The 18254-nt window shown below is 45.3% G+C and carries 21 protein-coding genes; 16 read left to right on the top strand and 5 right to left on the bottom strand.

The genetic code is table 11. From position 1 onward, the window contains the following. Positions 1-144 precede the first annotated feature (144 nt). The 10 genes from MKY50_RS15680 (at position 145) to mntD (ending at position 11785) form a co-directional block, all read left to right on the top strand. On the top strand, positions 145-1560 hold the full coding sequence (locus tag MKY50_RS15680; protein WP_015251378.1) for an isochorismate synthase: 1416 nt from the start codon (positions 145-147) through the stop codon (positions 1558-1560). Then, the gene (gene menD, locus MKY50_RS15675) at positions 1557-3299 is read left to right on the top strand and encodes a 2-succinyl-5-enolpyruvyl-6-hydroxy-3-cyclohexene-1-carboxylic-acid synthase (RefSeq protein ID WP_069322840.1); all 1743 of its coding nucleotides are present in this window, start codon (positions 1557-1559) and stop codon (positions 3297-3299) included. The genes MKY50_RS15680 and menD overlap by 4 nt, the downstream gene beginning before the upstream one ends. Beyond that, positions 3287-4111 (top strand): 2-succinyl-6-hydroxy-2,4-cyclohexadiene-1-carboxylate synthase, encoded by an 825-nt coding sequence (gene menH, locus MKY50_RS15670; protein WP_069322839.1) that lies wholly within the window; start codon positions 3287-3289, stop codon positions 4109-4111. Before menD ends, menH begins: the two co-directional genes overlap by 13 nt. A 34-nt stretch (positions 4112-4145) precedes the next feature. Further along, positions 4146-4961 (top strand): 1,4-dihydroxy-2-naphthoyl-CoA synthase, encoded by an 816-nt coding sequence (menB, locus tag MKY50_RS15665; protein ID WP_003229054.1) that lies wholly within the window; start codon positions 4146-4148, stop codon positions 4959-4961. Between the two features lie 90 nt (positions 4962-5051). Next, on the top strand, positions 5052-6521 hold the full coding sequence (locus MKY50_RS15660; protein WP_341116913.1) for an o-succinylbenzoate--CoA ligase: 1470 nt from the start codon (positions 5052-5054) through the stop codon (positions 6519-6521). Next, the gene (gene menC / locus MKY50_RS15655) at positions 6509-7624 is read left to right on the top strand and encodes an o-succinylbenzoate synthase (protein ID WP_341116912.1); all 1116 of its coding nucleotides are present in this window, start codon (positions 6509-6511) and stop codon (positions 7622-7624) included. Before MKY50_RS15660 ends, menC begins: the two co-directional genes overlap by 13 nt. A gap of 279 nt (positions 7625-7903) precedes the next feature. Continuing rightward, the gene (gene mntA / locus MKY50_RS15650) at positions 7904-8824 is read left to right on the top strand and encodes a manganese ABC transporter substrate-binding protein/adhesin MntA (protein ID WP_341116911.1); all 921 of its coding nucleotides are present in this window, start codon (positions 7904-7906) and stop codon (positions 8822-8824) included. A gap of 18 nt (positions 8825-8842) precedes the next feature. Continuing rightward, positions 8843-9595 carry a manganese ABC transporter ATP-binding protein MntB gene (mntB, locus tag MKY50_RS15645; RefSeq protein ID WP_335388804.1) on the top strand — a complete coding sequence of 251 codons (753 nt, stop codon included), beginning with the start codon at positions 8843-8845 and terminating at the stop codon, positions 9593-9595. A 5-nt stretch (positions 9596-9600) separates the two neighbouring features. Then, positions 9601-10908 carry a manganese ABC transporter permease MntC gene (mntC, locus tag MKY50_RS15640; RefSeq protein ID WP_341116910.1) on the top strand — a complete coding sequence of 436 codons (1308 nt, stop codon included), beginning with the start codon at positions 9601-9603 and terminating at the stop codon, positions 10906-10908. After that, positions 10898-11785: a manganese ABC transporter permease MntD gene (gene mntD / locus MKY50_RS15635; RefSeq protein WP_125121175.1), complete on the top strand. Its 888-nt coding sequence runs from the start codon at positions 10898-10900 to the stop codon at positions 11783-11785. The genes mntC and mntD overlap by 11 nt, the downstream gene beginning before the upstream one ends. Positions 11786-11803: 18 nt before the next feature. Here the strand turns inward: mntD and MKY50_RS15630 are convergent, their stop codons facing one another. From MKY50_RS15630 to MKY50_RS15620, 3 genes are read right to left on the bottom strand one after another with little or no spacing between them, the layout of a single operon-like run. Continuing rightward, positions 11804-11962 (bottom strand): DUF1540 domain-containing protein, encoded by a 159-nt coding sequence (locus tag MKY50_RS15630; RefSeq protein WP_003229069.1) that lies wholly within the window; start codon positions 11960-11962, stop codon positions 11804-11806. A gap of 53 nt (positions 11963-12015) precedes the next feature. Then, positions 12016-13056, bottom strand: coding sequence for a cytochrome d ubiquinol oxidase subunit II (locus tag MKY50_RS15625; protein ID WP_341116909.1), 1041 nt, complete (start codon positions 13054-13056; stop codon positions 12016-12018). A gap of 43 nt (positions 13057-13099) precedes the next feature. Beyond that, entirely contained in the window at positions 13100-14431 is a 1332-nt protein-coding gene (locus tag MKY50_RS15620; protein WP_003229073.1) for a cytochrome ubiquinol oxidase subunit I, read from the bottom strand. 204 nt (positions 14432-14635) lie between these two features. Between MKY50_RS15620 and MKY50_RS15615 the strand changes: the two genes are divergently transcribed. Both MKY50_RS15615 and MKY50_RS15610 read left to right on the top strand, forming a co-directional pair. Then, positions 14636-14884 (top strand): type B 50S ribosomal protein L31, encoded by a 249-nt coding sequence (locus MKY50_RS15615; protein ID WP_003219346.1) that lies wholly within the window; start codon positions 14636-14638, stop codon positions 14882-14884. A 93-nt stretch (positions 14885-14977) separates the two neighbouring features. Continuing rightward, positions 14978-15541: a beta-class carbonic anhydrase gene (locus MKY50_RS15610; protein ID WP_014665093.1), complete on the top strand. Its 564-nt coding sequence runs from the start codon at positions 14978-14980 to the stop codon at positions 15539-15541. Here the strand turns inward: MKY50_RS15610 and yidD are convergent. Continuing rightward, complete coding sequence (yidD, locus tag MKY50_RS15605) at positions 15538-15765, bottom strand: membrane protein insertion efficiency factor YidD (protein WP_014665092.1); 228 nt, start codon at positions 15763-15765, stop codon at positions 15538-15540. The two genes, MKY50_RS15610 and yidD, sit on opposite strands and share 4 nt — an antisense overlap. 127 nt (positions 15766-15892) lie before the next feature. Between yidD and MKY50_RS15600 the strand changes: the two genes are divergently transcribed. Next, the gene (locus MKY50_RS15600; protein WP_003219361.1) at positions 15893-16366 is read left to right on the top strand and encodes an S-ribosylhomocysteine lyase; all 474 of its coding nucleotides are present in this window, start codon (positions 15893-15895) and stop codon (positions 16364-16366) included. Positions 16367-16485: 119 nt separating this feature from the next. After that, on the top strand, positions 16486-16923 hold the full coding sequence (locus tag MKY50_RS15595) for a FixH family protein (RefSeq protein ID WP_341116907.1): 438 nt from the start codon (positions 16486-16488) through the stop codon (positions 16921-16923). Here MKY50_RS15595 and ytzI read toward each other — a convergent pair. Further along, positions 16917-17057 carry a YtzI protein gene (gene ytzI, locus MKY50_RS15590; protein ID WP_003229081.1) on the bottom strand — a complete coding sequence of 47 codons (141 nt, stop codon included), beginning with the start codon at positions 17055-17057 and terminating at the stop codon, positions 16917-16919. The genes MKY50_RS15595 and ytzI overlap by 7 nt on opposite strands. Positions 17058-17185: 128 nt before the next feature. Here ytzI and MKY50_RS15585 point away from each other — a divergent pair, with 128 nt between their 5' ends. Both MKY50_RS15585 and MKY50_RS15580 read left to right on the top strand, forming a co-directional pair. Further along, positions 17186-17623 (top strand): Dps family protein, encoded by a 438-nt coding sequence (locus MKY50_RS15585; protein WP_003229083.1) that lies wholly within the window; start codon positions 17186-17188, stop codon positions 17621-17623. Positions 17624-17788: 165 nt separating this feature from the next. Then, positions 17789-18193 (top strand): phage holin family protein, encoded by a 405-nt coding sequence (locus MKY50_RS15580; RefSeq protein ID WP_326043423.1) that lies wholly within the window; start codon positions 17789-17791, stop codon positions 18191-18193. Positions 18194-18254 lie beyond the last annotated feature (61 nt).

The raw sequence follows: 18254 nt of genomic DNA, 5'->3' as shown, positions 1-18254 counted from the left end.
TTAAGCTTTGTTTCTTTTTCATTTCTGAAATTAGGTTTATAATAGGTAAGGCAGGCCATTTGGACTGCATGATCTGTGTTTGACACAAAGGAGACACAGGTGTATGGTATTAAAAGCATTTTAAGGATTATGGAGGAATGTCTCATGGTGACAACGGTGCAGCGTACGTTCCGAAAGGAAGTTCTACATGCATTACATAAAGCCAAAGAAGTCAACCATGCTGTCTTAATAAGCTATTCGAGACAAATCGAGTCTCTTGACCCTCTATCATTTTTCAATTACGGAGCAAAAAAATATACAGGCAATCGATTTTTTTGGTCAGATCCTGAAAGTGAATTGACAATAGTCGGTCTTGGCAAAGAAGCGGTTTTCCAGACAAATCAAAAAAACAGCGAGCGGTATCGTGAGGTTTTTGAACAATGGGAGCGCTTTAAAAAGACGGCTTTTCATATTTATGAAGAAGAAAAGCTGCAGCATTCTGCAGTGGGACCTGTGTTATTCGGAGGATTTTCTTTTGACCCTTGCGAAGAAAGAGGTTCACAATGGGACCATTTCTCGGAAGGGGATTTCTTTGTGCCTGCGCTTATGCTGACGATGACTGCTGAAGGCCCGTTCTTAACAGTTAACAGATGGGTAAGCGGAGGAGAAGACGCAGAAGCTGTTTTAGAAGGTTTAAAAGCTTTTGCGGCGGAATTTATGGTTCCCGATTTCAAGCAAGAAGATCAGGCTGTGATTGCAGCAGCCGAAGAGCTGGATAAGGATGATTGGCTGAAAGCAATCGAAACGGCCACAAGCCAAATTAAAGAGAAACAATATGATAAGGTTGTTCTTGCCCGAGAGCTGCTGCTCACGTTTGACGGTCCAATCCAAATTGAACCGGTGCTTAAAACGCTTCTGGACGATCAGCAGACAAGCTATGTTTTTGCAATTGAACAAGAAGGCAAAACTTTTGTCGGCGCGTCTCCGGAAAGACTGATCAAAAGAGACGGCGGCACTGTCATGTCTTCCTGTCTGGCAGGCTCCATTAAACGAGGCGTGAATGAAGAAGACGACCGCCGGATAGGCCTTGAATTATTAAACGATGAGAAAAACCTGCTTGAGCATGATATTGTGGTAGGTATGATTCATAATGCTTTTGTATCAAGCTGTTCAGAGGTTGAAAAGCCTGATGGACCTGTTTTGTACAAAACAAAAAGCGTTCAGCACCTGTTTACGCCGATTGTCGGACAGCTGCGCGAGTCTGCATCGATTTTTGACTTAATTGAGAAGCTGCATCCCACTCCGGCGCTTGGGGGAGCACCTCAGGAAAAAGCTGTTGACGTGATCAGGGAGATTGAACCGATGTCTCGCGGCTGGTATGCGGCCCCTATCGGCTGGATTGACAGCCAGGATAACGGGGAATTCGCGGTCGCCATTCGTTCAGGGCTCATCGAAGGAAGCACAGCAAGGCTGTTTGCCGGGTGCGGTATTGTGGAAGACTCGGAACCAATCTCGGAATATGAAGAAACACAGATTAAATTGAAGCCGATGATCTCTGCATTAGGAGGTGAGAGGCGTTGACAGTCAACCCGATTACTCATTACATCGGAAGTTTTATTGATGAATTCGCCCTTTCCGGAATTACGGACGCCGTCGTTTGTCCGGGCTCAAGATCTACACCGCTGGCTGTTCTTTGTGCTGCGCATCCCGATATCAGCGTCCATGTCCAAATTGATGAAAGGTCTGCCGGATTTTTTGCCTTAGGTTTGGCAAAAGCGAAGCAGCGTCCCGTACTATTGATCTGTACATCTGGAACAGCCGCGGCCAACTTTTATCCGGCTGTGGTTGAAGCCCATTATTCAAGGGTGCCTATTATTGTGTTAACTGCTGATCGGCCTCATGAGCTGCGCGAAGTAGGCGCACCGCAGGCTATTAATCAGCACTTCTTATTCGGTAACTTTGTTAAGTTTTTCACAGACTCTGCTCTTCCTGAAGAGTCTCCGCAAATGCTGAGATACATCCGAACGCTGGCAAGCCGCGCTGCCGGAGAAGCACAAAAGCGCCCAATGGGGCCTGTCCATGTGAATGTGCCGCTGCGCGAACCGCTGATGCCGGATCTTTCAGATGAGCCGTTTGGAAGAATGAGAACAGGCCGTCATGTGTCTGTGAAAACGGGTACGCAGTCTGTTGACCGAGAGTCCCTGTCTGATGTGGCTGAGATGCTCGCAGAGGCTGAAAAAGGAATGATCGTCTGCGGAGAGCTCCATAGTGATGCGGACAAGGAAAACATTATTGCGCTGTCAAAAGCGCTTCAGTATCCAATTTTAGCAGATCCGCTGTCTAATCTGCGGAATGGTGTTCATGATAAAAGCACTGTTATTGATGCGTATGATTCGTTTTTAAAAGATGATGAGCTGAAGCGGAAACTCCGTCCTGATGTTGTCATTCGGTTTGGACCGATGCCTGTTTCAAAACCGGTTTTCTTATGGCTTAAGGATGATCCGGCGATTCAGCAAATCGTGATTGATGAGGATGGAGGGTGGAGAGACCCGACACAGGCAAGCGCGCATATGATTCATTGTAATGCGTCTGTTTTTGCTGAGGAGATCATGGCAGGCCTTACTGCTGCTGCCAGATCCTCAGAGTGGCTGGAAAAGTGGCAGTTTGTCAATGGGCGGTTCCGCGAGCATCTGCAAACAATCAGCAGTGAAGATGTTTCGTTTGAAGGCAATCTCTATCGAATCCTTCAGCATCTTGTGCCTGAAAACAGCTCGCTGTTTGTGGGAAACAGCATGCCGATCAGGGATGTTGATACGTTTTTTGAAAAGCAGGACCGCCCTTTCCGGATTTATTCAAACCGGGGAGCAAACGGGATAGACGGTGTCGTCTCCTCTGCCATGGGGGTATGTGAAGGAACAAAAGCGCCTGTTACCCTTGTGATTGGAGATTTATCTTTTTATCACGATTTAAACGGCCTGCTGGCGGCCAAAAAGCTGGGTATTCCTCTTACTGTGATTCTTGTCAATAATGACGGAGGAGGGATTTTCTCCTTTTTGCCGCAGGCTTCTGAGAAGACACACTTTGAAGATTTGTTCGGCACACCGACAGGGCTCGATTTCAAGCATGCGGCTGCACTTTACGGCGGAACGTATTCATGCCCGGCTTCTTGGGATGAATTCAAAACAGCTTACGCGCCGCAGGCAGACAAGCCCGGACTCCATTTGATTGAAATCAAAACGGATCGCCAATCAAGAGTCCAGCTTCATCGCGATATGCTGAATGAGGCTGTGTGGGAAGTGAAAAAACAATGGGAACTGTAAACATAACGGTATCAGATGGTGTCCGATATGCAGTGGCAGACGGGGGACCGAATGATTCCGAAGCCGTCGTCTGTCTGCACGGGTTTACCGGCAGCAAACAATCATGGACTTTTCTTGATGAAATGCTGCCTGATTCCCGCTTGATCAAAATTGATTGTTTAGGGCATGGGGAAACCGATGCCCCGCTGAATGGGAAAAGATACAGCATAAGCCGGCAAGTTTCTGACCTTGCCGAGATTTTTGATCAATTAAAACTTCACAAAGTGAAATTGATTGGGTATTCTATGGGAGGAAGGCTTGCTTACTCTTTTGCGATGACATATCCCGAGCGGGTATCGGCACTTGTGCTTGAAAGCACGACGCCGGGGCTCAAAACACTTGGGGAACGGCGGGAACGAATCATGCGGGACCGGAAGCTTGCTGATTTTATTTTACGAGACGGGCTCAAAGCGTTTGTTGCCTATTGGGAGAATATCCCTTTGTTTTCATCTCAGCAGAGGCTGGCTGAAGATATTCGGCACAGGATACGATCGGGCCGTCTGCGGAACAATAAGAATGGGCTTGCGAACAGTTTAACCGGCATGGGCACCGGTTCACAGCCTTCCTTGTGGAGCCGTGTAGAGGAAATAGATGTTCCTGTGCTTCTTATCTGCGGGGAGTGGGACGAAAAATTTTGCGCCATCAATCAAGAGGTGCATAAGATGCTTCCTTCTAGTAGAATAGAGATTGTTCCAAAAGCAGGACATACGGTCCATGTGGAACAGCCGCGATTGTTTGGTAAAATAGTGAGTGAGTTTTTGACAAGCATCTGACTCATTCACATAGAGAATAAAAGGAGGTCATCATATGGCTGAATGGAAAACAAAACGGACATACGATGAGATATTGTATGAAACGTATAATGGCATTGCAAAAATAACAATCAACCGACCTGAGGTACATAATGCGTTTACCCCTAAAACGGTTGCTGAAATGATTGATGCGTTTGCTGACGCAAGAGACGACCAAAACGTTGGGGTTATCGTGCTTGCCGGTGCAGGGGACAAAGCATTTTGTTCTGGCGGAGACCAAAAAGTGCGCGGCCACGGTGGATATGTAGGAGACGACCAGATCCCTCGTCTTAACGTATTGGATCTTCAGCGTTTAATCCGCGTCATCCCGAAACCGGTTGTTGCGATGGTGTCCGGATATGCGATCGGCGGAGGCCATGTGCTTCACATCGTATGTGACTTGACAATTGCTGCGGACAACGCAATTTTTGGACAAACAGGCCCTAAAGTGGGAAGCTTCGATGCAGGTTACGGTTCTGGCTACCTGGCTCGAATTGTAGGACATAAAAAAGCACGTGAAATCTGGTACCTATGCCGTCAGTACAACGCACAGGAAGCACTGGACATGGGTCTTGTCAACACAGTCGTTCCTTTGGAACAGCTTGAAGAAGAAACGATTAAATGGTGTGAAGAAATGCTTGAAAAAAGCCCGACCGCACTGCGCTTTCTTAAAGCTGCGTTTAACGCGGACACAGACGGACTTGCTGGAATTCAGCAGTTTGCAGGGGATGCTACCCTTCTTTACTACACAACAGATGAAGCAAAAGAAGGCCGTGATTCCTTTAAGGAAAAACGCAAACCTGATTTCGGACAGTTCCCTCGTTTCCCGTGATCAGCAATACTTAGTAAACCAACAGCTTGAGACTTTGCGGTCCAAGCTGTTTTCTTTTCAATACAGACATTTTACCTCGGAGATGATGACATGCTGACAGAACAGCCTAACTGGCTCATGCAGCGGGCACAGCTGACACCTGAGAGAATCGCTCTCATCTATAGAGACCAAACAGTGACATTTGCAGAATTATTTGCCGCGTCTAAGCGAATGGCGGCACAGCTTGCCGCTCATTCGGTTCGGAAAGGGGATACTGCGGCTATTTTGCTCCAAAACCGTGCAGAAATGGTATACGCCGTTCACGCTTGTTTTTTGCTTGGTGTTAAGGCGGTGCTTTTGAATACGAAGCTGTCAACACATGAAAGGGTGTTTCAGCTGGAGGATTCGGGATCCGGCTTTTTATTGACAGATTCAAGCTTTGAGAAGAAAGAATATGAACACATCGTTCAAACGATTGATGTGGATGAACTGATGAAAGAAGCAGCAGAGGAAATTGAGATTCAGGCTTATATGCAAATGGATGCAACGGCAACGCTGATGTATACGTCGGGTACGACAGGAAAGCCCAAGGGAGTTCAGCAAACGTTCGGAAACCATTATTTCAGTGCGGTGTCGTCCGCTCTTAATTTGGGTATAACAGAACAAGACCGCTGGCTTATCGCATTGCCGCTCTTTCATATCAGCGGATTGTCCGCATTATTTAAATCTGTGATCTATGGAATGACTGTCGTGCTTCACCAGCGTTTTTCCGTAAGCGATGTGCTGGATTCTATCAACAGGCATGAAGTGACAATGATATCTGCGGTGCAGACTATGCTGGCCAGTCTTTTGGAAGAAACAAACCGCTGCCCTGAATCCATCAGATGCATTCTTCTCGGCGGCGGTCCTGCACCGCTGCCATTGCTTGAGGAATGCCGTGAGAAAGGATTCCCTGTCTTTCAGTCATATGGAATGACAGAAACATGCTCGCAAATTGTTACCCTGTCGCCGGAATTCAGTATGGAAAAGCTCGGATCTGCGGGGAAACCGCTGTTTTCGTGTGAAATCAAAATAGAGCGGGACGGACAGGTATGTGAACCGTTTGAACACGGTGAAATCATGGTCAAAGGCCCGAATGTCATGAAAAGCTATTTTAACCGGGAGAGCGCAAACGAAGCCTCTTTTCAAAATGGCTGGCTGAAAACAGGTGATCTTGGTTATTTGGACAGCGAAGGCTTTTTATATGTATTAGACAGACGTTCAGATCTGATCATATCCGGCGGAGAAAACATTTATCCGGCCGAAGTGGAGTCAGTGCTGCTTTCACACCCCGCTGTGGCCGAAGCCGGGGTTTCAGGGGCTGAGGACAAAAAATGGGGGAAAGTGCCTCACGCCTATCTTGTCCTTCACAAGCCTGTGAGCGCAGAAGAATTGACTGCCTACTGCAAAGAACGCTTGGCGAAGTATAAAATTCCGGCAAAATTCTTTGTGCTTGACCGCCTGCCGCGCAATGCGTCTAATAAGCTCTTGCGAAAACAGCTGAAGGATGCGCGTAAAGGAGAACTGCTATGCTCGAAATAGAAAAAATCACCCTTTACCATTTGAGCATGAACTTAAAGAAACCGTTTAAAAACAGTATCGAAACGCTTCAAGAGCGTAAATTTCTGATCGTGGAAGCCATTGATACATCAGGTGTCACAGGCTGGGGAGAAGTTTCCGCTTTCTCTTCGCCTTGGTACACCGAGGAAACCATTGGAACATGTTTGCATATGCTAAAAGATTTTTTTATCCCAAATGTCGTCGGCCGTGAATTCAATCATCCTTCAGAAGTGCCGGACAGCCTGGCGCGTTATAAAGGAAATCGGATGGCAAAAGCGGGACTTGAATCGGCTGTATGGGATATCTATGCCAAAAAGAAGGGCGTATCCCTTGCTGAGGCATTGGGCGGAACAAGAGATAAAGTCCCTGCCGGGGTGGTAGTCGGCCTGGCGCCTCTTGACGATATGCTGAAGGAAATTGAGAGCTATCAAAAAGAAGGTTATCAAAGAATAAAAATTAAAATTCAGCCTGGGCAGGATGTGGAATTGGTCAAGGCCATCCGCAGCCGATTCCCAAACATCCCGCTTATGGCCGATGCCAATTCCTCTTACGAACTGAAGGATATCAGCCGCTTAAAGGAGCTTGATGACTACCATTTAATGATGATTGAGCAACCCCTTCAATCCGACGATATCGTTGACCACCGCCACCTGCAGAAACATTTGAAAACGGCCATTTGCCTTGACGAGAGCATTTGTTCAGTTGATGATGCGAGACGGGCGATTGAGCTAGGAAGCTGCAAAATTATTAATATAAAACCTTCTCGTGTCGGCGGCTTAACAGAAGCCTTAAAAATTCATGATTTATGCCAAGAGCATCATATGGAGGTTTGGTGCGGCGGAATGCTGGAAACAGGCATATCAAGAGCGCAGAACGTGGCGCTTGCTTCACTGCCTCAATTCACAATACCTGGCGATATATCTTCATCCTCACGCTATTGGGATGAAGATATTGTAACTCCTGATATTCGTATTGATAATGGATTTATTTCTGTGTCAAAACAGCCTGGTTTAGGGGTTGAGGTAAACCAAGACATTATGCGAAAATATGTGACCAAAATGGATGTTTTCACACAGCATGGTTAAGAAAAAAGCATTTTGCTATTTTGAATAAATGACACTGTGCTGTTACAGTAAAAGTGTTCGTTGAATACATCCCTTCTCGTTTGGACCGGCTGCTGACCCAGCCGGTTTTTTTATGTAAATTAGCTTGACAAAAATGGCCAAACGCGATAATTTTGCACAAGGGAAACTTTTTGTCCTGTGTAAATAAAACATGCTTTTGGCTAATTTAATGTCACATGTCTAAGAACTGACAACATAAGATAAAACAATCGGACATTGATGGTAAAGAGGAGGAGAAATATGAGACGAGGGCTGATGGCAGCAGTACTTTTTGCGACCTTTGCTTTAACGGGATGCGGAACGGATTCAGCCGGAAAAAGCGCTGATCAGCAATTACAAGTGACAGCGACAACATCTCAAATTGCCGATGCAGCAGAAATCATCGGAGGTAAGCATGTAAAAGTCACCTCTTTAATGGGACCGGGGGTTGATCCGCACCTTTACAAAGCTTCCCAAGGTGACACGAAAAAATTAATGTCTGCCGATGTTGTTCTGTACAGCGGGTTGCATTTGGAAGGGAAAATGGAGGATGTGCTCCAAAAAATCGGTGAACAAAAACAATCGGCGGCAGTAGCTGAGGCCATTCCGAAAAATAAGCTTATTCCCGCGGGGGAAGGCAAGACGTTTGATCCCCACGTCTGGTTCAGCATTCCGTTATGGATCTATGCGGTGGATGAAATTGAAGCGCAATTCAGCAAAGCAATGCCTCAGCACGCAGATGCCTTTCGGAAAAATGCCAAAGAGTACAAAGAAGATTTGCAATATTTAGATAAGTGGTCGCGTCAGGAGATCGCACATATTCCGGAGAAAAGCCGTGTGCTTGTGACTGCTCATGATGCGTTTGCGTACTTTGGGAATGAGTATGGATTTAAGGTAAAAGGCCTGCAGGGACTCAGCACAGATTCGGACTATGGATTAAGGGATGTTCAGGAGCTGGTTGATCTTCTGACAGACAAACAAATAAAAGCTGTGTTCGTAGAAAGCAGTGTATCTGAAAAATCAATCAATGCAGTGGTGGAAGGCGCTAAAGAAAAAGGCCATACAGTCACAATCGGCGGTCAGCTTTATTCGGATGCCATGGGTGAAAAGGGCACAAAAGAAGGCACATATGAAGGAATGTTCCGCCACAATATCAACACGATTACTAAAGCGCTTAAATAAAGAAAAGAGGTGAAGGATATGTTCCCTGTGGAGCTTGATAATGTGACGGTTGCTTATCATAAAAAGCCTGTACTGCAGGACATTTCGCTGCAGGTGCCGGAAGGAAAACTTATTGGCATTATCGGCCCAAACGGCGCGGGAAAATCAACCTTGATCAAAACGATTCTCGGTCTTGTGCCCCGTGCTTCCGGAGACATCTCTATTTACGGCAAAGAATATAAGGATCAGCGGACCAGAATCGGATATGTTCCGCAGCGCGGCTCGGTTGACTGGGATTTCCCCACAAGCGCGCTCGATGTCGTCCTAATGGGAAGATACGGGAGAATCGGTTTATTAAAGAGGCCAAAGAAAGCGGATGTGGAGATGGCGAAGGCCGCATTAGCAAAAGTCGGGATGCTTGATTATGCGAAGAGGCAGATCAGCCAGCTGTCAGGCGGCCAGCAGCAGCGGGTGTTTCTTGCCCGGGCACTCTGCCAGAACGCTGACATTTATTTTATGGATGAACCGTTTGCAGGTGTCGATGCAGCGACGGAGCGCGCGATTATGACGCTGTTGGCAGAACTCAAAGAAAAAGGAAAAACCGTGCTTGTCGTCCATCATGACCTGCAGACCGCCGAGGATTATTTCGATTGGATCTTACTGCTTCATTTAAGAAAAATCGCTTTCGGACCGGCGGAAAACGTTTTTACGATCGAAAACCTGCAAAAAACATATGGAGGAAGGCTTACGTTTTTAAAAGATAAAGTGCTGGCAGAAGGACATAAGGAGTGAGCGCGATGTTTGAAAGTTTGTGGCTGCAGCTTCAGCATCCGAATACACAGTGGGTGCTGGCCGGTACGCTTTTGCTCGGGACGGCCAGCGGTGTTTTGGGCAGCTTTGTGCTGCTGAGAAAGCAAAGTTTAATCGGCGATGCGATGGCCCATTCAGCTCTGCCGGGAGTGTGTCTCGCTTTTCTGTTCACCGGGCAAAAATCACTGCCTTTCTTTTTGCTGGGTGCGGCGCTCGCCGGACTGCTCGGAACGTTTTGTATTCAGCTGATTCCGCGGCTTTCAAAAACAAAGGAGGACTCGGCGATCGGGATTGTTCTTTCTGTGTTTTTTGGCGTCGGGATCATTCTGCTGACATATATTCAGCAACAGGGGGCGGGAAGCCAAAGCGGGCTTGATTCTTTTTTATTCGGCCAGGCTGCTTCATTGGTCAGGCAGGATATCATCCTTATTGCAGGAATATCCGCTGCTCTACTGCTCCTATGTATTGTTTTCTTTAAGGAATTTACATTGATTACTTTTGATCTCGCGTTTGCAAAGGGATTAGGAATCCCGGTGCGTTTTTTAAACGGGCTTTTGGCTTGTCTGATTGTCTGTGCTGTCGTCGTTGGGCTTCAGACTGTTGGTGTGATATTAATGGCGGCTATGCTGATTACACCTGCCATAACCGCGAGATATTGGACCGAACGATTAACCGGGATGATCGTCATTGCCGGGATTACAGGCGGGGTCAGCGGTGCGGCCGGAACCCTGCTTAGCACCACGATGAAGGGAATGGCGACAGGGCCATTAATGATTTTATCTGCAACGCTGCTCTTTCTTTTTTCAATGATTTGTGCGCCTAAGCGGGGATTGGCTGCTAAAGCCATAAGGCTGATGAGGCTGCGGCGCAGAACAAGCAGGGAGCAAGTGCTTTTGGAGATTTATGAACAGTATGAAAAGAATAATCTTTGTGTAACTGTTGAAAGTGTAAGAAAGAAAAGACGCCTATCCCCTTCATTATGCCTTAAGGCATTAAATGACTTGGAACAAGAGAGGTGCATTGAGCGTATCGAAAATGGGATTTGGCAAATCACAAGCAAAGGGATAGAAAAAGGCTATCACACAGCTTTGAAGCAGCGGATGTATGAAGTGTATCTCATGCATGAAATGGAACTTGCCAATATAGAATCCGATCAGGACTGCTTTAACCCAGACCGTTTACCGAGAGAAACGAGAGAGCGGCTTTATTCACTCTTAAAGCTGTATGGACGGATGCCTGAGCGTCGAAAAGCGTCTCATGATGCCGAGAAGGGACAGATCGTAAATGAGTTTTGAAGCATGGATTATAGCTACCGGTGTATTAGTCGGTGTAAGCTGCGGATTGATCGGCACATTTCTTGTGCTGAGAAGCATGGCGATGCTGGCCGACGCAATCAGTCATACAGTGTTGCTTGGCATTGTCGGCGCTTTTCTAGTGACGGGAAGTCTCGATGGGATTTCTATGTTTATTGGCGCAGCCGCAATCGGTCTGTTAACGGCTTTCTTGGTTCAGCTTCTTCATAGCAAGGGGGTTCAATCAGATGCTGCCATAGGAGTTGTGTTTACATCCTTATTTGCAATCGGGGTTATTTTGCTTTCTGTATATGGAGCGAATGTCCATCTCGATATTGAGCACTCGTTAATGGGAGAAATCGCTTTTGTGCCGTGGAATACGGTGACGGTATTCGGGGTTGATATTGGGCCGAAAGCGTTTTGGATGCTGACATCTATTCTGGTTTTAAACGTAGTGTTGATCAGTGTGTGCTATAAGGAGTTTAAAATCGCTTCGTTTGATCCTCAAATGGCCTTAGCCTTGGGAATACCGGTTTTGCTCATTCATTACGTGCAAATGGGCATGCTGTCTCTGACGACTGTTGCTTCCTTTGATTCGGTGGGTGCTGTATTGGTTGTGGCTATGTTGATTGTTCCGCCTGCTGCGGCACATTTGCTGACAGACCGGCTTCTTTATATGCTGATTCTCAGCGCGTTGATTGGCGGGCTGTCGGCGGTCATGGGCTATTTCTTCGCAACATGGCTTAATGTTTCGATTTCAGGAGCGATGGCGGCCATGACAGGTGTATGTTATGCAAGCGCCTTTTTGTTTTCACCTGCAAACGGGGTCATGACTAAAAAGTTAAGAACACTCAACATGCAAAAAGAAAGAGCTGGCTGACGCAGCTCTTTCTTTTAATTACAAATCATGTGGCTTAAACGTTTTGCAGTCTGTTTCCCGGCTGTTTTCAGCCGTTTCACCAGTATGGCTGACAACATAAATGGCATCAGCGGTGCATTTGTTACCTTTGCCCCAATAAGAACAGTTGTTGACCTCACATAGAATTTTCTGCTCCATGCCATCCCCTCCTTATAAAGGTTCTGGATTAGTATAGCCGGCTGGCTTGCCCTCTATTCCTTCTGGCGGATATAGCGTTTATCTCGCATAAACATTTTCCAGAAGAAATAAAAGCCCGGAAATAGAATGATAAATGCAACGATATACGTTGCAAACAGCGCTCTGAACGTTGCTGGCTCTGTGAAGCCTGACATGACTGTCACATCGGGATAAATCATATACGGAAGATGCGCCCGCCCGTACGCGTAGCTTGCGAGAAAATACTGTATCCCAATCGCGACAAGTGCAAGCCGCGGTTTTCCGATGTTTTGCCCAAAGCTCTTATTAGGCAGGAAAAGGGCGATTCCAGCAATGACAAATGTAATGAACGATGCAATAATCCAAGTAAAATCATTCAGCATTCCGCTGTACAGCCAGTTTGCTTCATTCCGCATCGTCACCATGATGCATACAGCAAACAACAGTGAAATCGGGCCGGTAATCAGGGCGCTTTTTCTGTAGGCTCGGTACGCATCCTGTTCCTCTGCCACATTTGAAACATCTGCAAGCAGCAGCGAGGACAAAAATAAGGTGCTTAAAATCGCAAACCCGATAAATGAATAGGCGTTGGGGCTTGAAAAGATTTTAGACATATTTAAGTTATAGATTCCATCCGTTTTTTCTATAAACCCTCCGTGTGTCACAGGAAGCACCAAAATTAAAATAGCAGGAATGATAAAGCCGGAGATGCCGGAAATATATCTTAGCGTTTTCCGCTCCTTTGCTGTATTTGAAAAAACGAGAAATCCGCTTCGAATCGCTAAAAGCAGCAAAATCATGCTTCCGGGAATTAATAAAACGGTTCCGAGCACAAATGTCGCGCCGGGGAAAAAACTGAAAAGCGCCACGACGATGGCTACTATAAAGACGTTTGTGACCTCCCAAGTCGGGGACAAAAAGCGATTCGCAATATCGGTGGCCTTCATATGCTCCTTGTTTAAATAGATCATAGACCAAAATCCCGCTCCAAAATCCATTGTCGCCATGACGGCGTAAATAAACACAAAGCCCCAGATAATTGAGATGGCGATCAGAGCGTCAGTTGAAATCTCCATTTGTACGATCTTCCTTCCATTTGGTTTCCTGTTTGCGGAGCCATTACGACTCCGCTGTATTTAAATCTTCGTCAACCGGGTGCTTGCGGAAATAATACAGCAGCACGTAGACGACAGCTGCGCCTAACACGGCATAAACAAATGTGAAAAATAAGAACAGCACCCCGATCGAGCCAGTCGTTGTTACGACATCTGACGTTTTCAGCAGATGATAGATGACCCAAGGCTGCCTCCCCGTACATGCGAAAATCCAGCCGAATTCAATGCCGATGAGACTAAAAGGGCCTGCTGTCATGAAAATGACCAAAAGCCACGTAGGGAAACGGTCTTTCTTGAGCACCTTTCTCCAGACCACACCGATAATGGAATAAAGAATAAGCAGCATGCCTACACCGACCATCGCATTAAACAGCGTGTGAATGAAAAGCGGCGGCCATTCATCTCTCGGAAATGCATTTAATCCTTTTACAACAGTGTCAAAACGGTTCGCTGCCAAAAAGCTTAAAGCCCATGGAATCTCGATTGCCCATTTTACTTTTTCTTCATTCGGGTCGGTAAAACCGCCGATAGCGAGCGGGGCGTGGGATCTTGTTTCAAACAGGCCTTCCGCACCGGCTAATTTTTCGGGCTGGTATTCGTACAGCATCTGTGCAGATTCGTGTCCGTTCAAAGCGGTCAGCAAAGAAAAAATACCGCCGATCGTCAGTGCGAGCAAAAGGGCTTTCCGGTGAAAGCGATAGACCTTTTCCTTTTTCCTCGTCCGGATCATTTTATACGCCGCAACAGAAGCCACGATAAACGCACCGGTCATAAACGCGGACAGCACGACATGGCCCGCAGTGATAAAAAAGCTAGGATTAAAAAACGCAGCCCACGGGTCAACATCTGTAATTTTTCCGTTTAAAATTTTAAAACCGGCGGGCGTACCTTCAAAAGCGTGAACATTCGTAATCAGAACAGCTGATGCTGCTGCCCCGACTAACACAAAGAAAACAGCAACAATCCTCATTGCAGGTGACAAACGGTCTGCAGCGTATACATAAATCGACATGAATAGGGCTTCAACAAAAAAAGCATAGATTTCAATTTGAAATGGCAGGGACATGACCCGGCCGATGACTTCCATAAATCCCGGCCATAAAAGCGCGAGCTGAGTGCCCGCGATCGTTCCGGTCGGTATGGCGACTCCCAGTAAAACGGCTTGTGCTTTCGTCCACCTTTTCGCCATGATCGCATAATGGTCATCTTTCGTTTTTTGATAGATCAATTCCGCCACTAAAATCATGAGCGGCAGACCGACTCCAAGCGTTGCGAAAATGATATGAAAGCCCATTGTCGTGCCAAAAAGGCTTCTGGCCAAAACTAAATCATCCACAATCGTAAACCACCTTTCTCAAATGACGTTCTTTATGTATTTTGGGTTTATTATTTGCTTCCTCGGTTAGATTATTCTTCCTATTCTTAAATGCCATGAGTTTACGATGAGAAAACAGAGGGAAAGATATAAGAAGATTGACAAAACGTTTGTGACGTTATAAAATAAAACGTAATTATTACGATTTGGTGAAAGGAGATACGCATGAAAGAAGGAATTCATCCAAAGAACCACAAAGTGATATTTCAGGATGTCAACAGCGGCTACCGTTTTCTCAGCACCTCTACGAAAACATCTAATGAAACAGCAGAGTGGGAAGATGGTAACACATATCCCGTCATTAAAGTAGAAGTAAGCTCTGACACGCATCCGTTTTATACAGGCCGCCAGAAATTCAATGAAAAAGGCGGACGAGTTGAGCAGTTCAAAAAACGCTATAACATGGGGAAATAAGGCAGACCTGAGGGTTTGTCTTTTTTTATTATGACGAATAAACAAGTGTTGTGATATATTGAAGAGTAAAAAGAATAGAAAGGGACAACGAACATGAGTCTTCTAAATGATATTCTCGAATTTAACAAGACATTTACTGAACAAAGAGAGTATGAAAAGTATAAAACGTCAAAATTCCCCGATAAAAAAATGGCGATTCTTTCTTGCATGGACACTCGTCTGGTTGAACTGCTGCCGCATTCAATGAATATGCGAAACGGCGATGTGAAAATCATTAAAAGTGCCGGTGCGCTTGTGACACACCCATTCGGAAGCATCATGAGAAGTTTACTCGTCGCAGTGTACGAGCTGAACGCCGATGAGGTATGTGTGATCGGACATCACGATTGCGGCATGAGCAAAATCAGCAGCGAAAGCATGCTTGATAGAATCAAAGAAAGAGGAATTCCGGAAGAACGCATCGAAACATTAAAGTACTCCGGTGTTGATTTTGATCAATGGTTTAAAAGCTTTGATTCAGTAGAAGCAAGCGTGAAAGACAGCGTAGAAGTCATTAAACATCATCCGCTGTTCCCGGAAAACGTTCCAGTCCACGGCTTGGTTATTGATCCTGACACAGGAAAACTGGATCTTGTCGTAAATGGCTATAACGCTTAATGTTTGTGTTTCTTTTCAGGAACGGGATCGACTCCTCCTGGATGGAACGGGTGACATTTCAAAATCCGTTTGATTGTCAGCCATCCGCCTTTTAAAGCGCCATGTGTTTTAATCGCTTCGATTCCATATTGGGAACAGGTCGGATAAAAGCGGCACGTTGGCGGTGTCAGGGGCGAGATGAATTTTTGATATCCTCTGATCAGAGCGATGAATAGGGTTTTCATATGTATTCAGCAACCTTTCTGATGCAAGTATAAGAAAAAAAACGCAGATTGAAAAGCTATTCGATTATTCTTATCGGAAAGGTATGTTATAATGAATGTACATTTTTAGAAAAGGGAGAGTGCCATTATGCCTTCAGTAGAAAGTTTTGAGCTTGATCATAATGCGGTTGTTGCTCCATATGTAAGACATTGCGGCGTGCATAAAGTGGGAACAGACGGCGTTGTAAATAAATTTGACATTCGTTTTTGCCAGCCAAATAAACAGGCGATGAAGCCTGACACCATTCACACACTCGAGCATTTGCTCGCGTTTACGATTCGTTCTCACGCTGAGAAATACGATCATTTTGATATCATTGATATTTCTCCAATGGGCTGCCAGACAGGCTATTATCTAGTTGTGAGCGGAGAGCCGACATCAGCGGAAATCGTTGATCTGCTTGAAGACACAATGAAGGAAGCGGTAGAGATTACAGAAATACCAGCTGCGAATGAAAAGCAGTGCGGCCAAGCGAAGCTTCATGATCTGGAAGGCGCTAAACGTTTAATGCGTTTCTGGCTTTCACAGGATAAAGAAGAATTGCTAAAAGTATTTGGCTAAAATAGAAAGGACCTTTTTGCGCATAAGCAAAAAGGTCTTTTTTGTGACGTCTCATATTTTATGTACCATTTGCTGTAAGCGTTTGCTACTATTTAGGTAAACGATGAAAGGGTGATGGCATGAAAAAGATGTTGGTTGTTCTGCTTTTTTCTGCTTTATTGCTTAATGGATGCGGATCTGGTGAAAGCAAAGCAAATACAGCTGAGACGCCCGAGGTTTTGGATGTCAAGCTGACCGGACCTGAAAAAGTAAATCCCGGAGAAAGCGCTGCTTATGAAGCAGCCGTATCATATGGTGATGAAGCTGTGACGGATGCCGATGAAGTAGAGTTTGAAGTATGGAAAGAAGGGGAAAAAGACGCAAGCCAAATGTTTAAGGCGAAACAAGAAAAAGGCGTATACCGATTGGAAACGACGTTTAAGGAAGATGGTGTATACACTGTCCAATCCCATGTCACAGCAAAAAAACAGCATAGCATGCCGACCTTAAAAGTCCAAGTCGGAGACGTCGATGCTGCCAGCAATCAGTCAGAAAAGGAGCATTCACATCATCATTGATTGTGTGAATCAGAGTGATTTTCTTGTGGTGGATCAATGGTATGCTTTACATTATAGGCTTTTACAGTCGTCCAAATGGTTACAAGCAAAACAGCCAGCACAATCAAAATACTTATCGTAATGAGAAGCGTCATGACATTCCACCTCCCGTTTTTTAACAATTGTAGCATAATAGAAGAAATCGTGACAGATAAGGGTAAAAAAGAGGTTTTAGCGTACGATATTAAGGGTATACATAGTCATATAACAAGGAGGAGATACCATGTCAGAACAATTGATTCAAGCAGTGAACAAACAAGTAGCCAACTGGACGGTCATGTATGTGAAACTACATAATTATCACTGGTATGTGAAAGGAAAAGATTTCTTCACTCTTCATGAAAAGTTTGAGGAGCTGTACAATGAAACGGCAACTTATATTGATGACTTAGCAGAACGTCTTTTGGCGCTGAACGGAAAACCGATTGCAACAATGAAGGAATCCTTAGAAACGGCTTCTGTCAAAGAAGCTGCTGGAAATGAAACAGCTGAACAAATGGTTCAAAGCGTATATGATGATTTCACAGTCATCGCGGAAGAGCTGAAAAACGGCATGGATTTAGCTGATGAAGTCGGTGACGAAACAACAGGGGACATGCTTCTTGCGATCCATCAAAATATTGAAAAACATAACTGGATGCTAAAAGCTTACCTAGGTTAAGTTCAAAAATAGAACGGCCGGATGTCTTAAAAAAGACGTCCGGCTTTTCTTTTTGTATCTGAAAAATAGGCGACAACCAGTCCATTTTTCTGAAAAATCCAATCCGTTCGGCTTGTTTACCATAGAATATCGTAAGGCCGTTTCTGTGAAAGGATGTTGGGATAAATGGATAGAGACTTTGGCATCTTTTCGTTTTTAGCAGTCAGCGTTTCAGCAGCGGGTTTTTTCTTTGGAGGTTTTCAGTATTCATTTCTGATTTTGCTCTCTCTGATGGCAATTGAATTTATCAGTACGACTTTGAAGGAAACCATTATTCATAAACTGTCATTTATAAAGGTATTTGCCCGGCTTGTCAAAAAATTAGTCACGCTGGCTCTGATCTCTGTATGCCACTTTTTTGATCAGCTGCTGAATACACAGGGGTCAATTCGTGACTTGGCTATTATGTTTTATATTCTTTATGAATCTGTGCAAATTGTTGTGACAGCCAGCTCTCTTGGCATACCGGTTCCTCAGATGCTTGTCGATCTTTTAGAAACGTTAAAAAATAAATTTAAGCGCAAACCGTAACTTTTCCCTGTTCGCGGGTCATAATAAAGCCCAGAGCGTCGGTCACACTTTCCGGCAAAAG

It is taken from the genome of Bacillus sp. FSL R7-0685, assembly GCF_038002425.1.
GTDB lineage: Bacteria > Bacillota > Bacilli > Bacillales > Bacillaceae > Bacillus > Bacillus subtilis.
Note: the sequence above shows the minus strand (reverse complement) of the source record. Positions and strands in the feature narration are given on the sequence as shown.

What these genes read in the sequence shown, in the direction of transcription:
- MKY50_RS15680 (WP_015251378.1), top strand. Translation starts at nt 145, where the DNA reads ATGGTGACAACGGTGCAGCGTACGTTCCGAAAGGAAGTTCTACATGCA.
- menH (WP_069322839.1), top strand. Translation starts at nt 3,287, where the DNA reads ATGGGAACTGTAAACATAACGGTATCAGATGGTGTCCGATATGCAGTG.
- menB (WP_003229054.1), top strand. Translation starts at nt 4,146, where the DNA reads ATGGCTGAATGGAAAACAAAACGGACATACGATGAGATATTGTATGAA.
- MKY50_RS15660 (WP_341116913.1), top strand. Translation starts at nt 5,052, where the DNA reads ATGCTGACAGAACAGCCTAACTGGCTCATGCAGCGGGCACAGCTGACA.
- menC (WP_341116912.1), top strand. Translation starts at nt 6,509, where the DNA reads ATGCTCGAAATAGAAAAAATCACCCTTTACCATTTGAGCATGAACTTA.
- mntA (WP_341116911.1), top strand. Translation starts at nt 7,904, where the DNA reads ATGAGACGAGGGCTGATGGCAGCAGTACTTTTTGCGACCTTTGCTTTA.
- mntB (WP_335388804.1), top strand. Translation starts at nt 8,843, where the DNA reads ATGTTCCCTGTGGAGCTTGATAATGTGACGGTTGCTTATCATAAAAAG.
- mntC (WP_341116910.1), top strand. Translation starts at nt 9,601, where the DNA reads ATGTTTGAAAGTTTGTGGCTGCAGCTTCAGCATCCGAATACACAGTGG.
- mntD (WP_125121175.1), top strand. Translation starts at nt 10,898, where the DNA reads ATGAGTTTTGAAGCATGGATTATAGCTACCGGTGTATTAGTCGGTGTA.
- MKY50_RS15630 (WP_003229069.1), bottom strand. Translation starts at nt 11,962, where the DNA reads ATGGAGCAGAAAATTCTATGTGAGGTCAACAACTGTTCTTATTGGGGC.
- MKY50_RS15625 (WP_341116909.1), bottom strand. Translation starts at nt 13,056, where the DNA reads ATGGAGATTTCAACTGACGCTCTGATCGCCATCTCAATTATCTGGGGC.
- MKY50_RS15615 (WP_003219346.1), top strand. Translation starts at nt 14,636, where the DNA reads ATGAAAGAAGGAATTCATCCAAAGAACCACAAAGTGATATTTCAGGAT.
- MKY50_RS15610 (WP_014665093.1), top strand. Translation starts at nt 14,978, where the DNA reads ATGAGTCTTCTAAATGATATTCTCGAATTTAACAAGACATTTACTGAA.
- yidD (WP_014665092.1), bottom strand. Translation starts at nt 15,765, where the DNA reads ATGAAAACCCTATTCATCGCTCTGATCAGAGGATATCAAAAATTCATC.
- MKY50_RS15600 (WP_003219361.1), top strand. Translation starts at nt 15,893, where the DNA reads ATGCCTTCAGTAGAAAGTTTTGAGCTTGATCATAATGCGGTTGTTGCT.
- MKY50_RS15595 (WP_341116907.1), top strand. Translation starts at nt 16,486, where the DNA reads ATGAAAAAGATGTTGGTTGTTCTGCTTTTTTCTGCTTTATTGCTTAAT.
- ytzI (WP_003229081.1), bottom strand. Translation starts at nt 17,057, where the DNA reads ATGACGCTTCTCATTACGATAAGTATTTTGATTGTGCTGGCTGTTTTG.
- MKY50_RS15585 (WP_003229083.1), top strand. Translation starts at nt 17,186, where the DNA reads ATGTCAGAACAATTGATTCAAGCAGTGAACAAACAAGTAGCCAACTGG.
- MKY50_RS15580 (WP_326043423.1), top strand. Translation starts at nt 17,789, where the DNA reads ATGGATAGAGACTTTGGCATCTTTTCGTTTTTAGCAGTCAGCGTTTCA.